This window comes from Nonomuraea sp. B19D2, from assembly GCF_040137845.1.
Taxonomy (GTDB): Bacteria; Actinomycetota; Actinomycetes; order Streptosporangiales; family Streptosporangiaceae; genus Nonomuraea.
In genome coordinates this window covers 11,954-31,610 of record NZ_JBEFAK010000046.1, presented here as the reverse complement: position 1 = coordinate 31,610, position 19,657 = coordinate 11,954, and the positions used below count along the sequence as shown (strand labels likewise).

17 protein-coding genes are annotated in these 19,657 nt (G+C 70.5%); 12 read left to right on the top strand and 5 right to left on the bottom strand.

Annotated features, from left to right (window positions below):
- Positions 1-5 precede the first annotated feature (5 nt).
- Genes ABN273_RS47705 through ABN273_RS47680 form a run of 6 tightly spaced genes read left to right on the top strand, consistent with a single transcriptional unit; the run spans position 6 to position 8,598 of the window.
- Positions 6-1,799 carry an IucA/IucC family protein gene (locus ABN273_RS47705; protein WP_349456246.1) on the top strand — a complete coding sequence of 598 codons (1,794 nt, stop codon included), beginning with the start codon at positions 6-8 and terminating at the stop codon, positions 1,797-1,799.
- Positions 1,799-3,073, top strand: coding sequence for an MFS transporter (locus tag ABN273_RS47700; protein ID WP_349456245.1), 1,275 nt, complete (start codon positions 1,799-1,801; stop codon positions 3,071-3,073). The genes ABN273_RS47705 and ABN273_RS47700 overlap by 1 nt, the downstream gene beginning before the upstream one ends.
- Positions 3,070-4,782 (top strand): IucA/IucC family protein, encoded by a 1,713-nt coding sequence (locus tag ABN273_RS47695; protein ID WP_349456244.1) that lies wholly within the window; start codon positions 3,070-3,072, stop codon positions 4,780-4,782. Before ABN273_RS47700 ends, ABN273_RS47695 begins: the two co-directional genes overlap by 4 nt.
- The gene (locus ABN273_RS47690; protein WP_349456243.1) at positions 4,779-6,608 is read left to right on the top strand and encodes an IucA/IucC family protein; all 1,830 of its coding nucleotides are present in this window, start codon (positions 4,779-4,781) and stop codon (positions 6,606-6,608) included. The genes ABN273_RS47695 and ABN273_RS47690 overlap by 4 nt, the downstream gene beginning before the upstream one ends.
- Complete coding sequence (locus ABN273_RS47685) at positions 6,608-7,396, top strand: HpcH/HpaI aldolase family protein (protein WP_349456242.1); 789 nt, start codon at positions 6,608-6,610, stop codon at positions 7,394-7,396. The genes ABN273_RS47690 and ABN273_RS47685 overlap by 1 nt, the downstream gene beginning before the upstream one ends.
- Positions 7,393-8,598: a type III PLP-dependent enzyme gene (locus ABN273_RS47680; protein WP_349456241.1), complete on the top strand. Its 1,206-nt coding sequence runs from the start codon at positions 7,393-7,395 to the stop codon at positions 8,596-8,598. Before ABN273_RS47685 ends, ABN273_RS47680 begins: the two co-directional genes overlap by 4 nt.
- 13 nt (positions 8,599-8,611) lie before the next feature.
- Here the strand turns inward: ABN273_RS47680 and ABN273_RS47675 are convergent, their stop codons facing one another.
- From ABN273_RS47675 to ABN273_RS47660, 4 genes are all read right to left on the bottom strand, one after another.
- Positions 8,612-9,382, bottom strand: coding sequence for an ABC transporter ATP-binding protein (locus ABN273_RS47675; RefSeq protein WP_349456240.1), 771 nt, complete (start codon positions 9,380-9,382; stop codon positions 8,612-8,614).
- Between the two features lie 77 nt (positions 9,383-9,459).
- Complete coding sequence (locus ABN273_RS47670; protein WP_349456239.1) at positions 9,460-10,266, bottom strand: ABC transporter permease; 807 nt, start codon at positions 10,264-10,266, stop codon at positions 9,460-9,462.
- The gene (locus ABN273_RS47665; RefSeq protein ID WP_349456238.1) at positions 10,263-11,078 is read right to left on the bottom strand and encodes an ABC transporter permease; all 816 of its coding nucleotides are present in this window, start codon (positions 11,076-11,078) and stop codon (positions 10,263-10,265) included. The genes ABN273_RS47670 and ABN273_RS47665 overlap by 4 nt, the downstream gene beginning before the upstream one ends.
- Entirely contained in the window at positions 11,075-12,073 is a 999-nt protein-coding gene (locus ABN273_RS47660; RefSeq protein WP_349456237.1) for an ABC transporter substrate-binding protein, read from the bottom strand. The genes ABN273_RS47665 and ABN273_RS47660 overlap by 4 nt, the downstream gene beginning before the upstream one ends.
- A 623-nt stretch (positions 12,074-12,696) precedes the next feature.
- Here ABN273_RS47660 and ABN273_RS47655 point away from each other — a divergent pair.
- The 6 genes from ABN273_RS47655 to ABN273_RS47630 all read left to right on the top strand — a co-directional run bounded on the left by ABN273_RS47655 (position 12,697) and on the right by ABN273_RS47630 (position 18,804).
- Entirely contained in the window at positions 12,697-15,408 is a 2,712-nt protein-coding gene (locus ABN273_RS47655; RefSeq protein WP_349456236.1) for a sensor histidine kinase, read from the top strand.
- Positions 15,409-15,475: 67 nt separating this feature from the next.
- Positions 15,476-15,898 carry a roadblock/LC7 domain-containing protein gene (locus ABN273_RS47650; protein ID WP_091093466.1) on the top strand — a complete coding sequence of 141 codons (423 nt, stop codon included), beginning with the start codon at positions 15,476-15,478 and terminating at the stop codon, positions 15,896-15,898.
- Positions 15,899-15,948: 50 nt separating this feature from the next.
- Positions 15,949-16,317, top strand: coding sequence for a DUF742 domain-containing protein (locus tag ABN273_RS47645; RefSeq protein WP_349456305.1), 369 nt, complete (start codon positions 15,949-15,951; stop codon positions 16,315-16,317).
- Entirely contained in the window at positions 16,298-16,885 is a 588-nt protein-coding gene (locus ABN273_RS47640) for a GTP-binding protein (RefSeq protein ID WP_344986855.1), read from the top strand. Before ABN273_RS47645 ends, ABN273_RS47640 begins: the two co-directional genes overlap by 20 nt.
- A 104-nt stretch (positions 16,886-16,989) precedes the next feature.
- Positions 16,990-18,354, top strand: a complete 1,365-nt coding sequence (locus ABN273_RS47635) for an aldehyde dehydrogenase family protein (RefSeq protein ID WP_349456235.1) — start codon at positions 16,990-16,992, stop codon at positions 18,352-18,354.
- A 6-nt stretch (positions 18,355-18,360) separates the two neighbouring features.
- The gene (locus ABN273_RS47630) at positions 18,361-18,804 is read left to right on the top strand and encodes a hypothetical protein (RefSeq protein ID WP_349456234.1); all 444 of its coding nucleotides are present in this window, start codon (positions 18,361-18,363) and stop codon (positions 18,802-18,804) included.
- 10 nt (positions 18,805-18,814) lie between these two features.
- Here the strand turns inward: ABN273_RS47630 and ABN273_RS47625 are convergent, their stop codons facing one another.
- Positions 18,815-19,654: an ABC transporter permease gene (locus ABN273_RS47625; RefSeq protein WP_349456232.1), complete on the bottom strand. Its 840-nt coding sequence runs from the start codon at positions 19,652-19,654 to the stop codon at positions 18,815-18,817.
- Positions 19,655-19,657 lie beyond the last annotated feature (3 nt).

Below are 19,657 nucleotides of genomic sequence, written 5' to 3'. Positions count from 1 at the left end.
AGGCGATGACGTCCTCCGACCCGACCGAGCTGGTCCTGCGCGACCTGGTCGACACGCTGCTGCAGGAGAACGTGGCCGGGGCCGCGGATGCGGTGACGGTCGCGGACTCCGCTTCGGTGCCCGGGGCGGAGCTGGGCGACGGCGAACTGTGGTGCCGCATGGGCGCGCTCGCCTTCCGCGGGCGTGCCGGCGGCGCGCTCCAGAGCCTTCGCCTCTCCCGTGGGCCGGTCTGGCACATCGGCGCTGACGGGCGGACGCGGGAGCTCACACCGAGCGAGGTCCTGACCACCCTCCACGCCGGCCGGGACGGAAGCGGCGTACGGACGGCCGAGGTCGCCGCCGACCTCCAGGCCGCCGTCGACCACGCGGCGATATCGCTCGGCGGTTACGCCACGCTGCCCGACCGGGCCCCGAGGCCCGGCGGGCTGCTGGCGGGCGAGCGCATCGCGGCGACCAGGAACCGGCCGTTCCATCCGACGGCGCGGGCGGCAGCCGGCTGGTCGGCCGCTGAATTGGAGCAGTACGGCCCCATGCGCCAGGCGGCGCTCGGCATGGACTGGGTCGCGGTGCGCCGTGACTGCCTTCGACTCGGTACCGGTGACGCGTCGGACGGGCTGGCCCAGCTGCTGCTGACCGACCGGGAACTGAAGGTGCTGGCCGAGGACGCGCGCCGTGCTGGCGCAGGGGTGGGGGAGTACCAGCCGGTGCCGGTCCACCCGTGGCAGTTCGAGCACGTCCTGCCGCGGGAGTTCGCCCAGGAGCTGGCGGACCGGGACATCGTACGGCTGAGCAGAGGGCTCGGCGGCTTCCACCCGACATCCTCGCTGCGCACCCTCACCACGTCCCCCGAGTCGGCCCTGCACCTCAAACTGCCCCTCGGCGTCGCCACCCTGGGCGCCGCGCGGCTCCTGCCGCCCCGCTACCTGGACAACGGCGAGCGGGCGCAGGAGTGCATGACCTCCCTGCTCCGGTCGGATTCCGACCTCGGTGCCCTGGTGCGGGTCTGCGACGAGCGGACGTGGTGCGGCTGGAGCGGTCCGGGCGTCGACGACGAGTTCGCCGACCGGCCGGGCCACCTTGCCGCCCAGATCCGCAGCTATCCCGCGGGCCTGTTCGACGACCCGGACGCGCTCGTACTGCCGATGGCTGCCCTGGCCGCTCATGAGTGGGACGTCCTCACCCCGGCGCTGACCGTGGCCGGTTTCGACACCATCGATCCGGTCGGCCTGTTCCGCACGATCGCCGAGGCCTTCTGCGCGATGGGCCTCAGGTTCCTACGGGCAGGGGTCCTGCCGGAGCTGCACGGCCAGAACGTCGTCGTCGTCCTGGCCGACGGCGCGGTACGGGAGTTCGTCCTGCGGGACCACGACACGCTGCGTCTGTGCCCGGAGCTCATGGACGCGGCCGGAACGGAGGATCCCGGGTACCGCATCAAGCCCGGCGCCCCCCAGTCCCTGAAACTGTCAGAGCCCCGCGCCCTGCTCGCGTACCTGCAGACCCTGGGCTTCCAGGTCAACCTGTACGGCATCGCCGACGCCCTCGCCCGGCACCACGGTCTCGACGAGCGGCTCCTGTGGTCCGAGTTGCGCGCGGCCGTCGCCGCCTGCCGGGACCGACTGGACCTGCCCGCGCACGTCGCCGCGCTCGTCGACGCGGAAGTGCTGGCGGCCCGGGAGTGGCCCAGCCGGGAGATCCTGGCGCCGCTACTGCGCCAGGGCCGCTCCTCCGGTGTCAGCATGCCGGCGGGCACCGGACGCGTACCCAACCCGCTGATCCCGGTCCCCGCGGCGGTGACGTGATGGCACGGACGTCAGGCATGGCCCGCTCCGCCGATCGGCGGGCTTTCCGGATCCTGTGGTTCGGTCAGTTCGCCGCCGTCGCGGGCCTGACCGTCGTGGTTCCACTCCTGCCGTTCTACCTCGCCGGCTTCGGGCTGCCGGATGGCGAGGTGGCGTGGTGGACCGGGGTCTCGCTCGCCGCGCCCGCCGTCGCCCAGCTGGTCACCGCCCCGCTGTGGGGCATGGTCGGCGATCGGTACGGACACAAGGCCATGGTGGTGCGGGCCCACGCCGGACTCGCCCTGGCCGTCGGGCTGATGGCGCTGGCCGATACACCGGCCGAGTTCCTCACCTGCCGACTGCTGCAGGGCGCCTGCGGCGGGGTCGTCGGCGCCACCGCCACGTACGCGAGCACGGTGGTCGCACCGCACCGCCGGGGGCGCGCCCTGGGCAGCCTCTTCGGCGCGACCGGCGCCGGGTCGTTGCTCGGGCCCCTGGCCGGCAGTCTGCTCGCCGACCGGTTCGGCTTCGACGCCCTGTTCGGCGGTGTGGCCGGCCTGCTGTTCGTCGCCGCCGTCCTGGCACTGGCCCTGCTTCCCCGCCGCACGGCGGGCCGCCCGGAGGCGACCGCCGAGGTGGAGCGGCCCGCCTTGCGGGACGTGCTGGGCCGGATCCTGGGCGACCCGCGCAGCCGTGCGCTGATCCTGGCGGGGCTGTTGGGCCAGGCGGCCGTCTTCGCCCTGGTCGTCGTCTTCGCGCCGCAGGTGGAGCGCATCACCGGGTCGGTGTCCTCGGCGACGGTCTGGGTGGGCGCGCTCCAGGCCGCCACCTGGGCCGCGTCCCTGGCCGGCGGCCCGTGGTGGGGCATCCGCAACGACCGCAAGGTGGCGCCGGTGAGTTTCGCCATCGCCGCCACCTGCTGCGCCGTGGCTGTGGCCCTGCAGGGCCTGCCCACCTCACCGGAGCTGCTGGTGCCGCTGCGGATCGTGCAGGGATTCTGCTTCGCCGCGCTCGCCCAGTCTGTGCTGCACGTGGTCTGTCACGTCGTGCCCGAGCAGGCCCGCGGGACCGCGCTCGGCACCGCCAACGGCCTGCTCGACGTGGGCCAGGTCTGCGGGCCGCTACTGGGAGCCCTGGCAGTCGGACTGCTGCCCCCGTCCGCAACCTTCGCCGCCATCGGCTCGCTGCTGATCGCGGCGGCGGGCCTCGCCGCACTCGGCGCACGCCGACGGCAGGCCCACCACCGTCCCCGGGCGGCTTACGCCGTCGCGGCACTGTCCGAGGTGAAGCAATGACGTCAACCGAGTCCGCCACCAGCACCACCGCGGCGCGCGCGGGCGCCGAAGAGGCGGCCCACCAGCGGCTGCTCAACACCTACCTCCGGGAGTCCGGCACGCCGCTGGGCACCACCGGCGACGACCTCGGGCGGATCGACCTGCCCGCCGCGGGCGCCGCGCTCGTCGTGGCCCTGCGCCACCACTCGGTGTTCGGCCATCACGCGTACGGCGACCAGGTGTGGCTCGAGAAGCGGGACGGTCGCCGTGTCCCCCTGGACCACGACGCGCTGGTGCGACTGCTGCTCGATGAGGTGGAGGCTGTCGCCGCCAAGGTGTTCGGGCCGGTGCCTGATGGGTCGGAGCGCAAGCGCGCGCTCGCCGAGCAGATCGAGAGCAGCATCGCGGCCACCGCGCGGTACCTGCGGACCCGGCGCACCCGAGCTGCGGACGACGCGCACGCACTTACCCGCGAGGCCGAGCAGTCGCTGCTCCTGGGCCACCCCTTCCACCCGACGCCCAAGAGCACCCAAGGGTTCGGCGACGACCTGGAGAAGTACGCACCGGAACTCGGCGCGGCGTTCGTCCCTCACTGGTTCGCCGTCGACCGGCGCATCCTGCTGGAACGCAGGGTGGCAGCGGGAACGTGGATCCCCGGCCCCGTGGCCGCCGCGGCCGCGGAGGTGCTCGGCGCGGACCACGGTCACGCACTGCTGCCGGTGCACCCGTGGCAGGCGCGGTACCTGCTGGCCAACTCCCGAGTGGCGCAGCTCGTCGCCGACGGGCTGCTCGTCGACCTCGGCGCGCTCGGCCCGGAGGTCTACCCGACCTCCTCGGTGCGTACGGTCTGCGACCCCGCCTTCCCGACCTCCTTCAAGCTCCCCCTGCATGTGCGGATCACCAATTTCATCCGCAACAACCCGGTGCCGCACCTGGGCCGCGCCACCGACGCCAGCGCTGTGGTCGCCGAGCTCGCGCCGGAATGGGCGCACCCGGGCTTCTCCGCGCTGGTCGAGACCGGCTTCCGTACCGTGGACCCGGCCGTGGTCGGCGACGATCTCAGCGCGGACTTCTCCGTGCTGTACCGGGACAACCCGTTCACCGACGGCTCGGCCGCCCCGCGCGTGATCGCCGCCCTGCTCGAGGACCGGGACGGCGATGTGCCGGACCTGATCCACGAGGTCCGCCGCTGCGCCCCGGACCCCGATGTCACGCCCGGCGCCGACCACGTGGCCGCCTGGCTGCGCCGCTACTTGGGCATCTCCCTGATCCCGCTCCTGGAGATCTTCGACCGCGACGGCGTCAGCTTCGAGGCCCACGCGCAGAACTCGCTGCTGCACACGGACGGTGGATGGCCGACCCGCTTCTGGGTCCGGGACATGGAGGGCACCAGCGTGAGTCGGCAGCGGCTGCGCCCGGGGGCCGTACCGCCGGACAGCCCGCTGCTCTACGACCACGATGAAGCGTGGATGCGCCTGCGGTACTACGCGGTCACCAACCACCTCGGCCATCTGATCAGTGTGCTCGGCCAGTACACCGACGCCGACGAAGCCCTGCTGTGGCGCACGGCGCGCGAGATGCTCGCGGCGAGCGGCGGCGAGGCGGCGGCCGACCTGCTGCAGCGGCCGGTGCTGCCCGCCAAGGCCAACCTGCTCAGCTACTTCGTCGGACGAGGCGAGAACCCCCTGTACGTGGACGTCCCCAACCTGCTCTTCGAGGTGAACCGATGACCCCTCCGCCCCTCGACCTGGTGGTCGCCGCGCTGCGCGCACCGACCTACGCGGACGTCCGGCGCCGGCTTTTCCGCCAGCTGCTGGAGTCGCTGGTCTACGAGGACGCGATCCGCGTGACCACCACCGACGACGGCGCGTCCGTCGTGGACGGTACGGACGAGCAGGGGCACCCCGTCCAGTACGTGTTCACCGCCCGCCGTCGGTACGGCTTCGACCGCGTCTCCCTCGGCCCGGAGCCGGTCCGGCGGGTGGCCGACGGCGAGAGCGCCGAGGCGGACTCGCTGATCCGGTTCCTGGGAGAGGTGCGGCAGGCGCTGACCGCCGACCCCGAGTGCCTGGCCCGGTTCTGCCGGGAGCTGGAGGCCACGCTGGTCAAGGACGCGCTGGCCCAGTACGTCCGCATCGAGCGGGGCGATGTGCTCGCCGAGCACGACTACGACACCCTCGAGGGCACGGTCACCGACGGGCACCGCTACCACCCCGCCTACAAGTCCCGTATCGGCTTCGACCTTGAGGACAACCTGACCTACGGGCCGGAGTTCCGCCACCCGATCCGGCCCCTGTGGATCGCCGCGCACCGCGGGATCTCCCGGGTGGCCACCGCAACCGAGCTCGCCGAGGACGCCTTCGTGGCCGCCCAGCTCGGCGAGGTCACCCTGCGGGACTTCCGGAACCGGATCGCCGCGGCGGGAGGTGTCCCACAGGACTACACCCTGCTACCCGTCCACCCCTGGCAGTGGCGCGAGCAGATCGCGCCGACGTGGGCGGACCAGCTGCGCCGCCAAGAGGTCATCCTGCTGGGCGAGGACCCGCACGCGTTCGCCGCCCAGCAGTCCATCCGTACCCTCAGCTGCAGCGACATGCCCGAGCGGCCGTACCTCAAGCTCGCCCTGTCCATCGTCAACACCTCCACCAGCCGCGTGCTCGCCCCGCACACCGTGGGCAACGCCCCCGTGGTCTCGGACTGGTTGCGCGGCGTGGTGGCGCGCGACGCGTTCCTGCGCGACGAGTGCCGACTGGTCGTGCTCGGCGAGGTCATGGGCACCGCCGTCGACCCCGCACCGGCCGCCGACCTGGTCCGCTCGGACACCTACGGCACCCTCGCGTGCATCTGGCGGGAAAGCCTGCACCCCTTCCTCGAGCGGGACGAGCGGGCTGTGCCCTTCACCGGTCTGACGGCCCGTGAACTCGACGGCACCCCGCTGATCGACCCGTGGGTTCGCGCGCAGGGCGTGCGGACCTGGCTGCGCCACCTGGTGCGTGCGTCCGTCCTGCCGCTGCTGCACCTGCTCTTCCGGCACGGCATCGCTCTCGAGTCGCACGCCCAGAACATGGTGCTGGTGCACAGGGACGGCGTGCCGCAGCGCGTGGCGCTGAAGGACTTCCACGACGGTGTCCGCTTCTCCCGCACCCACCTTGCGGAGCCGGAGGCTTGCCCGGTGCTGGCCGCCCCGCCGTCCCACCATGTCAACGCCAACTCCTTCCTGGAGACCGACGACCTCGACCAGGTGGCCGACTTCCTGCTGGACGCGTTCTTCTTCATCAACATCGGCGAGCTGGGCCTGTTCCTGGCCGACGCCTACGACCTCGACGAGCAGGAGTTCTGGACGGTCGTCCGGGACCAGATCCGCGCCTACCAGAAGCGATTCCCCGACCTGGACGCCCGTTTCGAGCTGTTCGACGTGTTCAAGCCGGCCATCGAGGTGGAGAAGCTGACCACCCGCCGGCTGCTGCCGGACACCGAGGTGCGGGTGCACGCAGTGGCGAACCCGCTGGCGGAACCGGCCACGCGGCGGCAGCCGGACAGCGTGGGGGGCCGCTGATGCTGAAAGCCAACGAGGTCAAGCGCAAACTCCGGGACGGGCAGGAGGTCTACGGCCTGTTCTGCTCGATCCCCGCGCCCGCCCTGGTGGAGATGATCGGCTGCGCCGGCTATGACTTCGTCATCCTTGACAGCGAGCACACACTCGTCGACCCCGAGGGCCTGGAGAACCTGATCCGCGCCGCCGAAGCGGTTGGCCTGACGCCGTTCGTCAGGGTCCCCGAGTCCGACCCGGGTGCCATCCTGCGGGCGCTGGACGCGGGCGCCATGGGGGTCGTCGTACCGCACATCCGTTCCCGGGCCGACGCGGACGCGGCGATCCGGGCAGCCCGGTACGCACCGGAGGGGATGCGCAGCCTCAACGGCGGGCGCGTCCCCGGCTTCGGCCTGATCGACCTCACCGAGTACGTGCGACTGGCCAACGACGAGGTCATGGTCGTCGCGATGATCGAGGATGCCGAGGGCGTCGACGCGCTGCCCGAGATCCTGGCCGGCGAAGGGATCGATCTCGTCCTCGAAGGCGCCGCCGACCTCTCCCAGTCGTACGGAGTGACCTGGCAGACCCGCCACCCGAAGGTGGCCGAGGGGTTGCAGCGGATGCAGGCAGTGTGCGCCGAGTACGGCGTGCCGTACTGCGCCATACCGCGCGCCCGCGAGGACCAGGATGCGTGGCGCAAGGCCGGCGTCACCGCCTTCGTACTGGGCGAGGAGCGGGGACTGGCCGCCCGCGCCCTGCGTGTGCACCTGAACGAGCACCGCCCGCACGAGAAGGACGGGGGAGCGGCATGACCGACGTACTGACCAAGGGGATCGCCGACCGGGCGGGCCGCGACGAGCCGGTGTGCCTGTACGCCTACGACCTCGACGCGCTGACCGACCACGTGGAGCAGGTCGTCGCCGCCCTGCCCGAGCGGTGCCGGATGTTCTACGCGATGAAGGCCAACAGCGCGGCACCGATCCTGCGCACGCTCGCCCCCGTGGTGGCCGGATTCGAGGTGGCCTCCGGCGGTGAGGTGGCCAAGGCCCGGGTGGTCGGCGCCGACATCCCGGTGATCTTCGGCGGACCGGCGAAGACCGCCCAGGAGATCGCCGAGGCCCTGCGGCACCGGGTCACCCGGTTCCATGCCGAGAGCGTGCTCGAACTGCACCGGATCTCGCAGGCCGCAGTCGAGGCCGGAGTCACGGCCGACGTCCTGCTGCGCGTGAACCTGGCCGGGCCGTTCCCCTCCGCGACGCTGGCGATGGCCGGGCGGCCGACCCAGTTCGGCATCGATGAGAGCGTTCTCGCCGACGCGGTCGAAGCTGCCACGACCCTGCCCGGCCTGCGACTCGCCGGCTTCCACCTGCACTCGCTGTCGAACAACCTCTCTCCGGAGGCGCATCTGGACATGCTGCGCCTGTACCGGGAGAAGGTCATGGGCTGGGAGCGCGAGTTCGGCATCCGGTGCGAGGTACTCAACGTCGGCGGCGGCATCGGCGTCAACTATGCCGACCTGGATGCCCAGTTCGACTGGGCGGCCTTCACCCGCGGGCTGGCCACGCTGGTGGAGACTTTCCCGGCGCACTGGCGGGAGATCGACTTCGAGTGCGGCCGCTTCCTGACCGCCGCGTGCGGCAAGTACGCCGTCGAGGTCCTGGACATCAAGCGCAACCACGGCGTGTCGTATGTCCTGGTGCGCGGCGGGACGCACCAGTTCCGGCTGCCGTCGTCGTGGCAGCACAGCCACCCGTTCACCGTGCTGCCGGTCGACGTGTGGCGCTCGGCGGCACCCCGGCCCGAACTGCGCGACGAGCCGGTGACCGTGGTGGGCGAGCTCTGCACCCCCAAGGACGTGCTCGCCCGCGATGTTCGCTTGTCCCACGTACGTGTGGGGGACGTGCTGGTCTTCAGCCATGCGGGCGCCTACGGCTGGGAGATCTCGCACCACGATTTCCTCTCCCACCCGCACCCGGACCACGTGTTCGTAGCGGACGGTGGGGAGCGCCGCTGACCAGCTTTGAGGGTCAGACGGTGGCGTGGCCGCGGACCAGGCGGCCGACCTCGGCGCGCAGGTGTACGAAGTCCGGGTGCTCGCGGGTCGTGATCTGGTCCCGGGGCGCGGGCAGGTCCACCTTGAGGTCGCCGACCACGTGGGCGGGGGCCTTGGACAGCACCACCACGCGGTCGCCCACGTAGACGCTCTCGTCGATGTCGTGCGTGATGAGGACGATCGTCATCTGGTGGTGGCCCCGGACCTTCAGCACCAGGTCCTCGAGGTCCTCGCGGGTCTGGGCGTCCACGGAGCCGAACGGCTCGTCCATGAGCATCAGCGTCGGACGGTACGCCAGCGCCCGCGCGATCGCCACCCGCTGCTGCATGCCCCCCGACAGCTGGAACGGGTATTTACGCGCCGCGTCCGCCAGCCCGACCGACTCCAGAGCCTCGTGGGCGGCCTCGCGGCGCTGGCGCTTGTCCATGTTCTTGCGGCGCAGCGGCAGCGCCACGTTGTCGGCCACCGACATCCACGGGAACAGGGAACGGCTGTAGTCCTGGAAGACCACGGCCAGGTTGTCCGGTGTCTGGCGCACCACGTTGCCCTCGACCTTGATCTGCCCGCCGGTCGGCGTGATCAGCCCGGCGATCGAGCGCAGCAGCGTCGACTTGCCGCATCCGGAAGGCCCGACGATGCACAGGAGCTCGCCCTCGGCGACGCTGAGGCTGAGGCCCTCGATGGCGCGGTGCTCGTTGGGGCTGCCGCCGCCGTAAACGTGGGAGAGGTTGTCTATCTCGAGCAATGGATTTCCTCGGGGGGCGAGACCATGGACAACGCGAAACACTCTATCGGAGCGGATAAATCTAGGCGATCGTACTCTCATTCGCTGGTGAGCTGCTGGGCGGCGTGGTGCCAGGCGAGCACCCGCCGCTCCACGACCAGGAACAGCTCGTTGAGCACATAGCCCAATACTCCGAGCAGGACGATCCCGCCCCACATGAGGGGCAGGTCGAACATCTGGTAGGCGGACGTGAGCTGAAATCCGATGCCGTTCACGGTGCCGGGCAGCAGCTCGGAGAAGACCATGACGATCAGCGAAAGCGAAAGGGCGAGCCGCAGCCCCGCGAACATCTTGGGCAGCGCGGACGGCAGGATCACCCGGTAGAGCCGTTCGGCCCTGGACAATCGGAACGCCTGGCTGGTCTGCAGGTGCAGCGGCTCGACCGAGCGGGTGCCGTCGGCGGTGTTGAGCAGCACCGGCCACACGATGCTGAACGTCATGAACGCCAGCTGCATCCGCAGCCCGAACCCGAACACCACCAGGAAGACGGTGACCAGCGCGGGCGGCGGGATGGCCCGCAGGAACTGCAGCACCCCGTCGAGATAGTCGTACGCCCGCGTGGACAGCCCGACCACCAGTCCCAGCACGACCCCCGCCAGCGCGCCCCCCGCGAACGCGGCGGCCATCCTGCCCACGCTCGGCAGGATGTTCTCGAGGGCGGCGTCGGTCAGGAACAGGGTCTGGAGCGGCCCCGAGAACCACATCTCGTGCATCCTGGCCACGATCCGCGACGGCGGCGGGAAGAACGTGTTGCCCGCTACTTGCGTGGCCGCCTCCCAGGCCAGGACCAGAACGACCAGCACCAGCGACCGGAACGCCGCCGTCCGCATGCCCCTGGTTCTCATTCCGACGCTCCCAACCGGGCGTGGTGCCAGCGGAACGCCCGCCGCTCGGCGGCCACGAGCAGCGCGTTCACCAGCACCCCGAACAGCCCCACCCAGAACACCGCGGCCAGGATGTCGGTCATCCGCGCGGGCACGGCGATGCCGGCGAAGAAGATGAACACCCCGATGCCCTCGCCCCGCCCGGCCACGATCTCCGTGCTGACGGTCAGGATGAGCGCCACCCCGGCGGCCAGCCTGAACCCGGTGGTGATGAAGGGCGCCGACGACGGCAGCGACACGCGCAGCAGCACCGACGCGGGTCCGAAGCCGTACGACCGCAACGACTCCTTGGCCATGGGGTCGACGCCGCGCAGGCCGTACATCGTGTTGTAGAGGATCGGCCACAGCGAGGCGTAGACCACCAGCGTGACGCGCACCTGCAGCCCCGTGCCGATCAGGAGGGACACCAGCGGGATCAGCGCCACGGAGGGGATCGGCCGCAAAAACTCCACGACCGAGCGGGTGGCGGCGTCGACGATCGGCACACTGCCGAGCAGCAGGCCGAGCGGCACCGCGAGCAACGCGGCGAGGCCGAGCCCGATGGCCCAGGCGAGCAGGCTCGTCAGGGCGTGGGCGCGGAAGGCCGGATCGGACACCAGGGCCGCCGCTCGCCCGAGGATCTCCGTCGCGGGCGGCAGGAACTCGCGGTCGGCGAGTCCCGTACGGCTGACCAGCTCGATCAGGGCAGCGAAGGCGAGAGCCCCGGCCACCCGGCGGCGCCGGCGCGTGGCGGCGGACGCCGGGCGGAGGCGGGACAGGGTCTGAGCGCTCACCCGGAGGTGGTGGGCGACATCAGCGACTTGACGTCGATCGCCTTCGAGAGCCATTTGGCCTCCAGCATCCAGTCGGCCACCCGCTGGAGCCGGACCGGGTTGTCGCTGCTGGAGAAGTACGGGAACGTGACGGTGGCGGCCGTGGACGCCTCGATCTGCGTGAAGTTCGGCAGCACCTTGGCCACCACCTCACGGTTGTTCTCCATGAGCTTGGCCGCGTTGTGGATGGCTCGCTGGAACGCCGCCGCGGTCTTGGGGCTCTTGTCGTACCACTCCTGCGTGCCGACGTAGCCCGAGATCGGGAACTCGGCGGCGGGACCGGACGCCGGGTCGAGGATCTTGCGGGCGCCCATCGAGGAGGTGGCCGCCGTGACCATGGGCTCGCCCAGGTACGCGGCGTCGATCTGGCCGCCCTTCCACGAGGGCATGATGTTCTGGAACGTCACCTGGACGTACTTGATCTTGGACGGGTCGACGTTGTTGGCCTTGAGCACCTGCGTCAGCGCCAGTTCCTGGAAGTTGTGCAGGACGTTCACGTTGATCGTCTTGCCTTCGAGGTCCTTCGCCGTCTTGATGGGCGAGTTCGGCAGCGCCATGATGCTGAGCGAGTCGGGGGCGGCACGCGAGCCCTCGGCGAGGATGCGCAGCTTGAGCGCCTGCTTGTCGTGCGCCTGGAACATCGACACGTAGTTGCCGAACATGGCGTCGATCTCCCCCTTCACCAGCATGGGGATGGCCTCTGGCGCGGCCTGCACCACCTGCGGGGTGACCTCCAGGCCCTCCTTCTCGAAGAGCTTCTGGTCGATGGCGACGTAGAGGGCGGCGCTGTCGATGGCGGGCAGGGTGGCGACCTTGATCTTCGTCTTCTCCAGGCCGCCGGCGGACGCGGACGGCGGCGCGCTGGCAGTCGGGGAGCCGCCCGTGCTGCACGCAGCGGCGCCGAGTGTCAAAGCTAACCCGATGATGGCGGCCCTGGCGGGACGGCCAAGCCTCATGTCAGGGACTCCCTTCAGGTGGAGCCAGGGGGGGACCGGGTGGCTTCTGCTCCCGGGGGCTGTGTGCCTGACGCACAGCAGGGATCGACCGTAACACCAAATCTGCGGTCATTATCGCGAAACTAACACTTGTAGTTGCAATGTCCGATTGCGGCTCTATCGTGAAAAATTGAAGACCAGATGAAACTGCTGTTTGTCCGGTTTGGGAAAGGAGGTGTCGGTCGGGGCTTCAGTTACTGATGGGGCATGCTATTCGATCTTTTCCGCGAGTCAAGAGGCGCCTCGCGGAGCGGTCTCGCACTGCCTCTTTCCCCAGATAGAGGGCTGTTGCGCCGATTCCATTGAATTTTCCGGACAATCGGGGATAAACACCTCAAGAGGGCACTGATGGTGGTTGGCCCTGGGCAACTGCTGTGCTCAAATGACGCTTATCTCGACGTACATATTGCCCCACCTGCATTTACCTGCATGGCCACCGAGAATTCCCCTCCAGGGGCGAGAGGTTGCGAAGGCAAGTGAGAACGCAGAGCGCTGAAGCTTCCGCTGACCGCGAGCCGCACGGGCATCAGAAGCGACGGTTGTCCAACCCTCCTTCTCGCAGATTCGGGCTGGGCAACTGGCACGTGCGATCGCGCCTTGTCGCGCTGATCGTCGTTCCCACGGCCGTGGCCGTGGGGCTGGGCGGACTGAACGTGATCACCTCGCTCAGTGACGCCAACACCTACCAGACCCTCAGGGAGGTCGCCGAGCTCAGCGAGCAGCTCGGGACCGTCACCCATGAGCTGGCCTTCGAACGCGACGAGACCGCCCTCTACATCGCCCAGGGCCGGCCGGAGAACCGCGAGGCACAGCTCCGCACCACCTACAGCGGGGTGAACGCCCTCATCGACGAGGCCAAGCGGCGGGCGCAGCTGCTCACGGACACCCATGCGGACGCCGTACGACCGGTGCTGCGGCGCCTGGACGAGATCCCGACGCTGCGCGACACGGCCGTCAAGGGGAAGATCCAGCCCCTCCCGATGATCCAGAAGTACTCGCAGATCATCTCTGCCCTGCTGCAGTTCCACGACCAGGTCGGCCAGGTCGCGGTGGACGACGAGGTCTCACACAGCGCCAGCTCGATGTCCGCCATCGCCCGGGCCAAGGAGGAGGCCTCCAAGCAGCGCGGTGTCCTGGCCAGCGCGCTGGACAAGAAGGGTTTCGACAGTGGCGAGCTCGACGCCCTCACCGACGCCAAGTCGCGCGAGGAGAGCGAGGAGACGCTGTTCGCCACCCTGGCCAACCTCGACCAGCTCGAGCTCTACCGCAACACGGTCGTGGGCAGGGACGTCGACCAGACCGACCTGTTCAGGCTCCGGGCCATGGCCCAGTCCGCCGAGGGCAAGGACCTGAGCATCGGCGTGCGGCCGGACAGGGACGTGGCCACCTGGTTCGACGTGAGCACCGGCAAGATCGACGCGCTGCGCAGCGTGGAGAAGGAGCTCTCCTCCTCCGTCATCCTGCGCGCACGCGCCCTGGAGGAGGGCGCCAACCGCTCGGCGATGATCTCCGGCGGCCTCATCCTGCTCCTGCTGCTCGTGGTGGTCGCGATCATCTCGCTCATCGCCCGCTCGCTCATCAGGCCGCTGCGCAAGCTGCGCGGCGAGGCGCTCGACATCGCGGGCCACCGCCTGCCGGAGACCGTGCAGCAGCTGCGTGAGAACGGCGAGGGCTCGATCGGCCCGGTCATCCCCATCGGCGTGGACACCCACGACGAGATCGGCGAGGTGGCGCGGGCGTTCGACGAGGTGCACCGCGAGGCCGTGCGGCTGGCGGGCGAGGAGTCCAGGCTGCGCAGCAATGTGAACGCGATGTTCGTGAACCTGTCGCGGCGCAGCCAGACGCTGGTCGAGCGGCAGATCACCTTGATCGACGGGTTGGAGCAGGGCGAGCAGGACGAGCAGCGGCTCGGCAACCTGTTCAAGCTGGACCACCTGGCCACCCGCATGCGGCGTAACAGCGAGAACCTCCTGGTGCTCGCGGGTCAGGACCCGCCCCGCCGCTGGAGCCAGCCCGTCAAACTGGTGGACGTCGCCAGAGCCTCGCTGTCGGAGGTGGAGAACTACGAGCGGGTGGTGCTCCAGGTGCCTGACGGCGTCTCGGTGGCGGGTCAGGCCGTCAACGACGTCATCCACCTGCTGGCCGAGCTGGTGGAGAACGCGCTGTCGTTCTCGCCCCGCGAGACCAGGGTGACGGTCTCCGGCAGCAGGATCGACGGTGGCGGCGTGATGTTGTCGATCACGGACTCCGGCATCGGCATGACGCAGGAGGAGCTGGCGCAGGCGAACGACCGGCTGACGGACGCGCCGAGCGTGGACGTGTCGGTGTCGCGGCGCATGGGCCTGTTCGTGGTGGCCAGGCTGGCGCACCGCCACGGCATCAGGGTCCAGCTGCGCCCGCACAGCTCGGGCGGCCTGACCGCGATGGTGCTCATCCCCGAGAACATGCTCGGCTCCCAGGCCCCCGACTTCACGGGGACACCGTCCTTCTCCGGCAACCAGCCGCCCGCCTTCGCGGGCGCGGTGGCCGGCGGGCCCAGGGACGAGCCGTACTCGGGACCCCACCCCGCGCCGCCGGCCACGGACTGGCCGCAGGCCCCGTACCAGCTGGGGCCAGGCCACCCGTCGTTCCCGTCGAACCCGGACCACAACTGGCCGGCGCCCACGCAGCAGTGGCAGCCGGAGCCCGGCGGGTGGCCGGCGGAGCCCCGCGTCGGCGGTGGCTACGACAGCGCCGACGTGTGGACGCCGCCCCGCGGCCCCGCCTGGAACGGCGACCACGCCCTGCCCAGGCGGCCCGTCCCCGAGCCGCCGCCGGGCGGCTGGGGCCGTGACACCATGCCGCCGCAACGGCCCGGATTCGACTTCCAGGAGGGCGAGTCCGGCGCCACCGGCCCCATCCCGGCCGTTCCACCCGCGTCTGCGGGGGACGACTACCTGCCGATCTTCGCCGCGGTGGAGTCCGCGTGGTTCGGCCGCGACAACGGGGCGAGCTGGGGCTCGAGCAAGGCAGATGAGGGATGGAGCGCGGCGGAGGCGGCTGTGGAGCCCGTACGTGACGGTCAGACGGCGTCAGGCCTGCCCAAGCGGGTGCCGAAGGCGAACCTGGTGCCCGGCTCCGCCGACTCCTCGGCGGCGCCGAAGGGCGTGACACCGACGCCGTCGGTGTCGCCGGACCGGATCCGCAACCGGCTCTCCAGCTTCCAGCAGGGCTTCCGGGCGGCGCGCGACGACATCAGCGAGGGCAGGGCGTATCCCTCTGGCCCGAGGAACAACGACAGGGAGGAGGGAGCATGAGCGAGCGAAGCGAGCGACCAATCAAACACAGCCGATTGTCGTTCATGCGACCGACGAAGGAGGGCGCATGAACGACTTGAGTCATGCGGCACGTGGAGTCGACTGGCTGATCACCGACTTCGTCAGCACGGTCCCAGGCGTCGCGCACGCGGTGGTCGTCTCGTCGGATGGGTTGCCGTTGGCGGCTTCGTCGGGTTTTCCGGCTGATCGGGCTGATCAGTTGGCTGCGATCGCGTCGGGTCTGGTGAGCTTGACGCAGGGTGCGGCCAGGGTGTTCGAGGGTGGTGCGGTCAATCAGACGATCGTGGAGATGCAGCGCGGGCTGATGCTGATCATGTCGATCAGTGATGGTTCGTGTTTGGCGGTGCTGGCGGCCCCGGACTGTGACATGGGGTTGGTGGCGTACCAGATGACGCTGATGGTCGAACGCGCCGGTCAGGTGCTTACCCCGGCTGTCCGTGCCGAACTGCGCGCCAGCCAGACCAGGTGATGTACGTGTCAGACCCCAGATGGAACAGCGGCGGTTGGGCGCCTCCGCCTGTGCCCCAGCCCCAGTCGCAGCTGAATCCTGACCCCGCCTCGCCCGTCCGCCCGTACGCGGTGACAGGTGGACGGACGGCGCCGCGGGTCAAACTGGCGATGGAGGCCCTGGTGTCCTCGGCGACCGCCGAGCACCGGGAGTTCTCGCATATCACGCCGGAGTACCAGGCGATCAGCCAACTGTGCCGGCAGGTCCGGTCCGTGGCAGAGGTGTCGGCTCTGCTGCGGATCCCCCTCGGCGTGGTACGCGTGCTGATCGCTGACATGGCTGCCGAAGGTCTGGTCCGTGTGCATCAGCCACAGCTGGACGAGGGCAGGCCTGACGTTAATCTGCTCGAAAGGGTGCTCAGTGGACTTCGCAGGCTCTAGCCCCGGCCTCACCTCGACGAAGATCGTGGTGGCTGGAGGTTTCGGGGTGGGCAAGACGACGTTCGTCGGCGCGGTGTCGGAGATCATGCCGTTGACCACGGAGGCTGTGATGACAGACGCCTCCGTGGGGATCGATGATCTTGGCATGACGCCGTTGAAGTCGACCACGACCGTCGCCATGGACTTCGGCCGGGTCTCCCTGGATCGCGACCTGATCCTCTACCTGTTCGGCACGCCCGGGCAGCACCGGTTCTGGTTCATGTGGGACGACCTGGTACGCGGCGCCATCGGGGCCGTCGTGCTCGTCGACACCCGCCGTCTCGCCGACAGCTTCCCGGCGATCGACTACTTCGAGGAGGCCCAGCTGCCGTTCGTGGTGGGCGTCAACGGCTGGGACGGCCAGTATCCGCACAGCGACGCCGAGGTGCGCGACGCCCTGACCCTGGCCCCGCACATCCCGCTGGTGCGGCTCGACGCCAGGTCCAAGGACTCCGTCAAGGCCGCGCTGATCAATCTGGTCGAGCACGCGCTCTCGGTGCGCATGGCCGTGCCGGGCTGGGGTGGTTGATTTCCCGTTCGCGAGCGCGTTGACAGCCGCGGCACTCTCCTGATCACAATGGCTCCCGCCGAGCATCGCAGGAGCATCATGTCCCGTGGCCGCACCACATGAACGTGAGAAACCCGCTGACCGGGGAGGACGACAGGACGCTCGCCCCGGTCCCGCCGGACCGGCTCGCCGCCATCGCGGCCGATCTGCGCAAACGTGCTTCGGGCCGGCCGGCCGGCGAGGCCCTCTCCCGGTTCGGCGCCGCGCTGGCCGATGACGACGACCTGCTCGCCGCGCTGGTGGCCGACACCGGCAGGGTGGGGGAGTCGGTGCTGGAACGGCAGATCGTCGCCGCTCTCATCGACCGCTGGGTACGCCAGGCGCCCGCCCTTCTCGAGCCGCCGGCCGAGACCCCGGCCTCCCTGCCAGGTGTCTTCGTGGGGGGCGACGCGGTGCCGTACGAGCTGGTCGGGGTGATCAGCCCGTGGAACTTCCCCCTGCTGCTCGGCCTCATCGACGCCGTGCCCGCGCTGGCCGCGGGATGCGCGGTGCTGGTCAAGCCCAGCGAGGTGACGCCCAGGTTCATCGAGCCGCTGATGCGACTGGTCCCCGACGAGCTGCCGCTCGAGGTCGTCGAGGGCGACGGCGAGACGGGCGCGGCACTGGTGGACCTGGTGGACGCCGTGGTCTTCACGGGCAGCGTGGAGACGGGGCGGCTCGTCGCCCGGTCGGCGGCGCGCGCGTTCGTGCCCGCGTTCCTGGAGCTGGGCGGCAAGGACCCGGCGATCGTGCTGGCCGGGGCCGACCTGGAGCGGGCGGCGTCGGCGATCCTGTGGGGCGGCACAGCCAACGCCGGGCAGTCGTGCCAGTCGATCGAGCGTGTCTACGTGGCGCGTGAGGTCCACGACGAGTTCCTGGCGCTGCTCGTGGACAAGGCCGCTCGGGTCGGGCTGACCTGCGAGGGCGGCCCCATCGGGCCGATCATCGGCCCCGGGCAGGAGGACGTGATCGCCGCGCACCTGGCCGACGCCGTGGCCAAGGGCGCGACCGTGCACACGGGCGGCGAGATCGAGCGGCACGGCGGCGGTCACTGGTGCCGCCCGACCGTGCTGTCCGGCGTCGACCACGGCATGCTGGTGATGACGGAGGAGACGTTCGGCCCGGTGCTGCCGGTCATGGCCGTGGACGGGGCCGACGAGGCCGTCGCCCTGGCCAACGACTCGGTCTACGGGCTGTCGGCCGCGGTCTTCGCCGCCACGGAGGCGCGGGCCATGGCCGTGGCGGCCCGGCTGCGTGCGGGCGCCATCAGCGTCAACGACGCCTCGCTGACCGCGCTGGTGCACGAGGGGGAGAAGCACTCCTTCCGCCTGTCGGGGCTCGGCGGCTCCCGCATGGGCACCGCCTCCATCCGCAGGTTCCTGCGCCGCAGGGCTTTCCTGGTCAACCGATCCGACGCCGCCGACCCGTGGTGGCACACGACGAAGGAGTAGCTCCGGATGGGACTTCGCGCGGACATGCCGCTGCTGGCCCGCCACGAAGGCGAGTGGGAGGGCGAATACCTCCATCTCGACCGCGACGGGACCCCGATCGACCGGCACCGCGTCCGGATGACCTGCGCGATCCGGGACGACGCCGTCTACCACCAGACCAACCGTTACACCTGGGACGACGGGCGCACGGAGGTGCACGAGTTCCCGGGGACGTACCTCGGCGGCGGGCGGTGCGGGTTCGACACCGAGCGGATCAAGGGCGAGTTCTGGGAGCTCGACGCCAGCACGATCTACCTCACCTGGCAGTACCAGGCCGAGGGTGAGGACCTGCGGCTCTACGAGATGATCGTGCTGAGCGAGGACGGCAAGTCACGCAGCCGCGTCTGGCAGTGGATCAAGGACGGCGTGTGCGTGAAACGGACTCTGATCAACGAGCGCCGCGTGAGCTGAGGAGGACCCTTCAGCTTCTCGCGCCCCGGTGCCATGACAGCACGACGCGCTCGAAGCCCAGGAACGCGGCGTTCAGCAGGATGCCGAGCAGCCCGAGCAGCACGATTCCCGCCCACATGGCCGGGATGTCGAACTGGCTATGCGCCTCCAGCATGCGGTGCCCGATGCCCTCGCTGCTGCCGACCAGCTCCGAGATGATCATCATGATCAGGGCCAGCGAGACGCTCAGCCGCAGACCGGCGAAGATCTTGGGGGATGCGCCGGGCAGGATGATCCGGGTGAGCCGCTGCCACGGGCTCAGCCGGTAGACGGCGCCGGTCTCGATGTACTGGCGGTCCACCGTGCGGGCGCCGTCCATGGAGTTGATCAGCACGGGCCAGACGACGCCGTACACGATGGAGGCCAGCTGCATCGGGGTGCCGATCTTGAACAGCACCAGGAACACCGGCACGAGCGTGGTGGGCGGCACCGAGCGGCCGAAGTGCAGCAGCGGCTCCACCAGGGCCGACAGCCAGCGCGAGCGGCCGAGCGCGACGCCGATCGCCACCCCCGCCGCGCACGCGGCCGCCCACCCCGCGAACAGCCTGCCCAGGCTGGGCAGCAGGTCGGCCACGGCCTCGTCGGTCAGGAACGCCCGCGTCACCGGGCCCGAGAACCACAGCTCGTGCAGCCTGCCCACGATCAGCGACGGCGGCGGGAAGTACGCGGCCTGCGCCGAGCGGGTGGCCAGCTCCCAGCAGGCCACGGCCACCGGCAGCAGCCAGTACCACACCAGCCGCCTGCCGAAGGAGGACCGCCGGACCGCGACCGGGGCGCTCACGCCGCCACCCTTGGACACACCGGCGCTCATGCC

Coding starts and splice junctions, on each gene's coding strand:
- ABN273_RS47695 (WP_349456244.1), top strand. CDS start 3,070: ATGACGTCAACCGAGTCCGCCACCAGCACCACCGCGGCGCGCGCGGGC.
- ABN273_RS47660 (WP_349456237.1), bottom strand. CDS start 12,073: ATGAGGCTTGGCCGTCCCGCCAGGGCCGCCATCATCGGGTTAGCTTTG.
- ABN273_RS47700 (WP_349456245.1), top strand. CDS start 1,799: ATGGCACGGACGTCAGGCATGGCCCGCTCCGCCGATCGGCGGGCTTTC.
- ABN273_RS47650 (WP_091093466.1), top strand. CDS start 15,476: ATGAACGACTTGAGTCATGCGGCACGTGGAGTCGACTGGCTGATCACC.
- ABN273_RS47690 (WP_349456243.1), top strand. CDS start 4,779: ATGACCCCTCCGCCCCTCGACCTGGTGGTCGCCGCGCTGCGCGCACCG.
- ABN273_RS47680 (WP_349456241.1), top strand. CDS start 7,393: ATGACCGACGTACTGACCAAGGGGATCGCCGACCGGGCGGGCCGCGAC.
- ABN273_RS47625 (WP_349456232.1), bottom strand. CDS start 19,654: ATGAGCGCCGGTGTGTCCAAGGGTGGCGGCGTGAGCGCCCCGGTCGCG.
- ABN273_RS47670 (WP_349456239.1), bottom strand. CDS start 10,266: ATGAGAACCAGGGGCATGCGGACGGCGGCGTTCCGGTCGCTGGTGCTG.
- ABN273_RS47705 (WP_349456246.1), top strand. CDS start 6: ATGACGTCCTCCGACCCGACCGAGCTGGTCCTGCGCGACCTGGTCGAC.
- ABN273_RS47685 (WP_349456242.1), top strand. CDS start 6,608: ATGCTGAAAGCCAACGAGGTCAAGCGCAAACTCCGGGACGGGCAGGAG.
- ABN273_RS47630 (WP_349456234.1), top strand. CDS start 18,361: ATGGGACTTCGCGCGGACATGCCGCTGCTGGCCCGCCACGAAGGCGAG.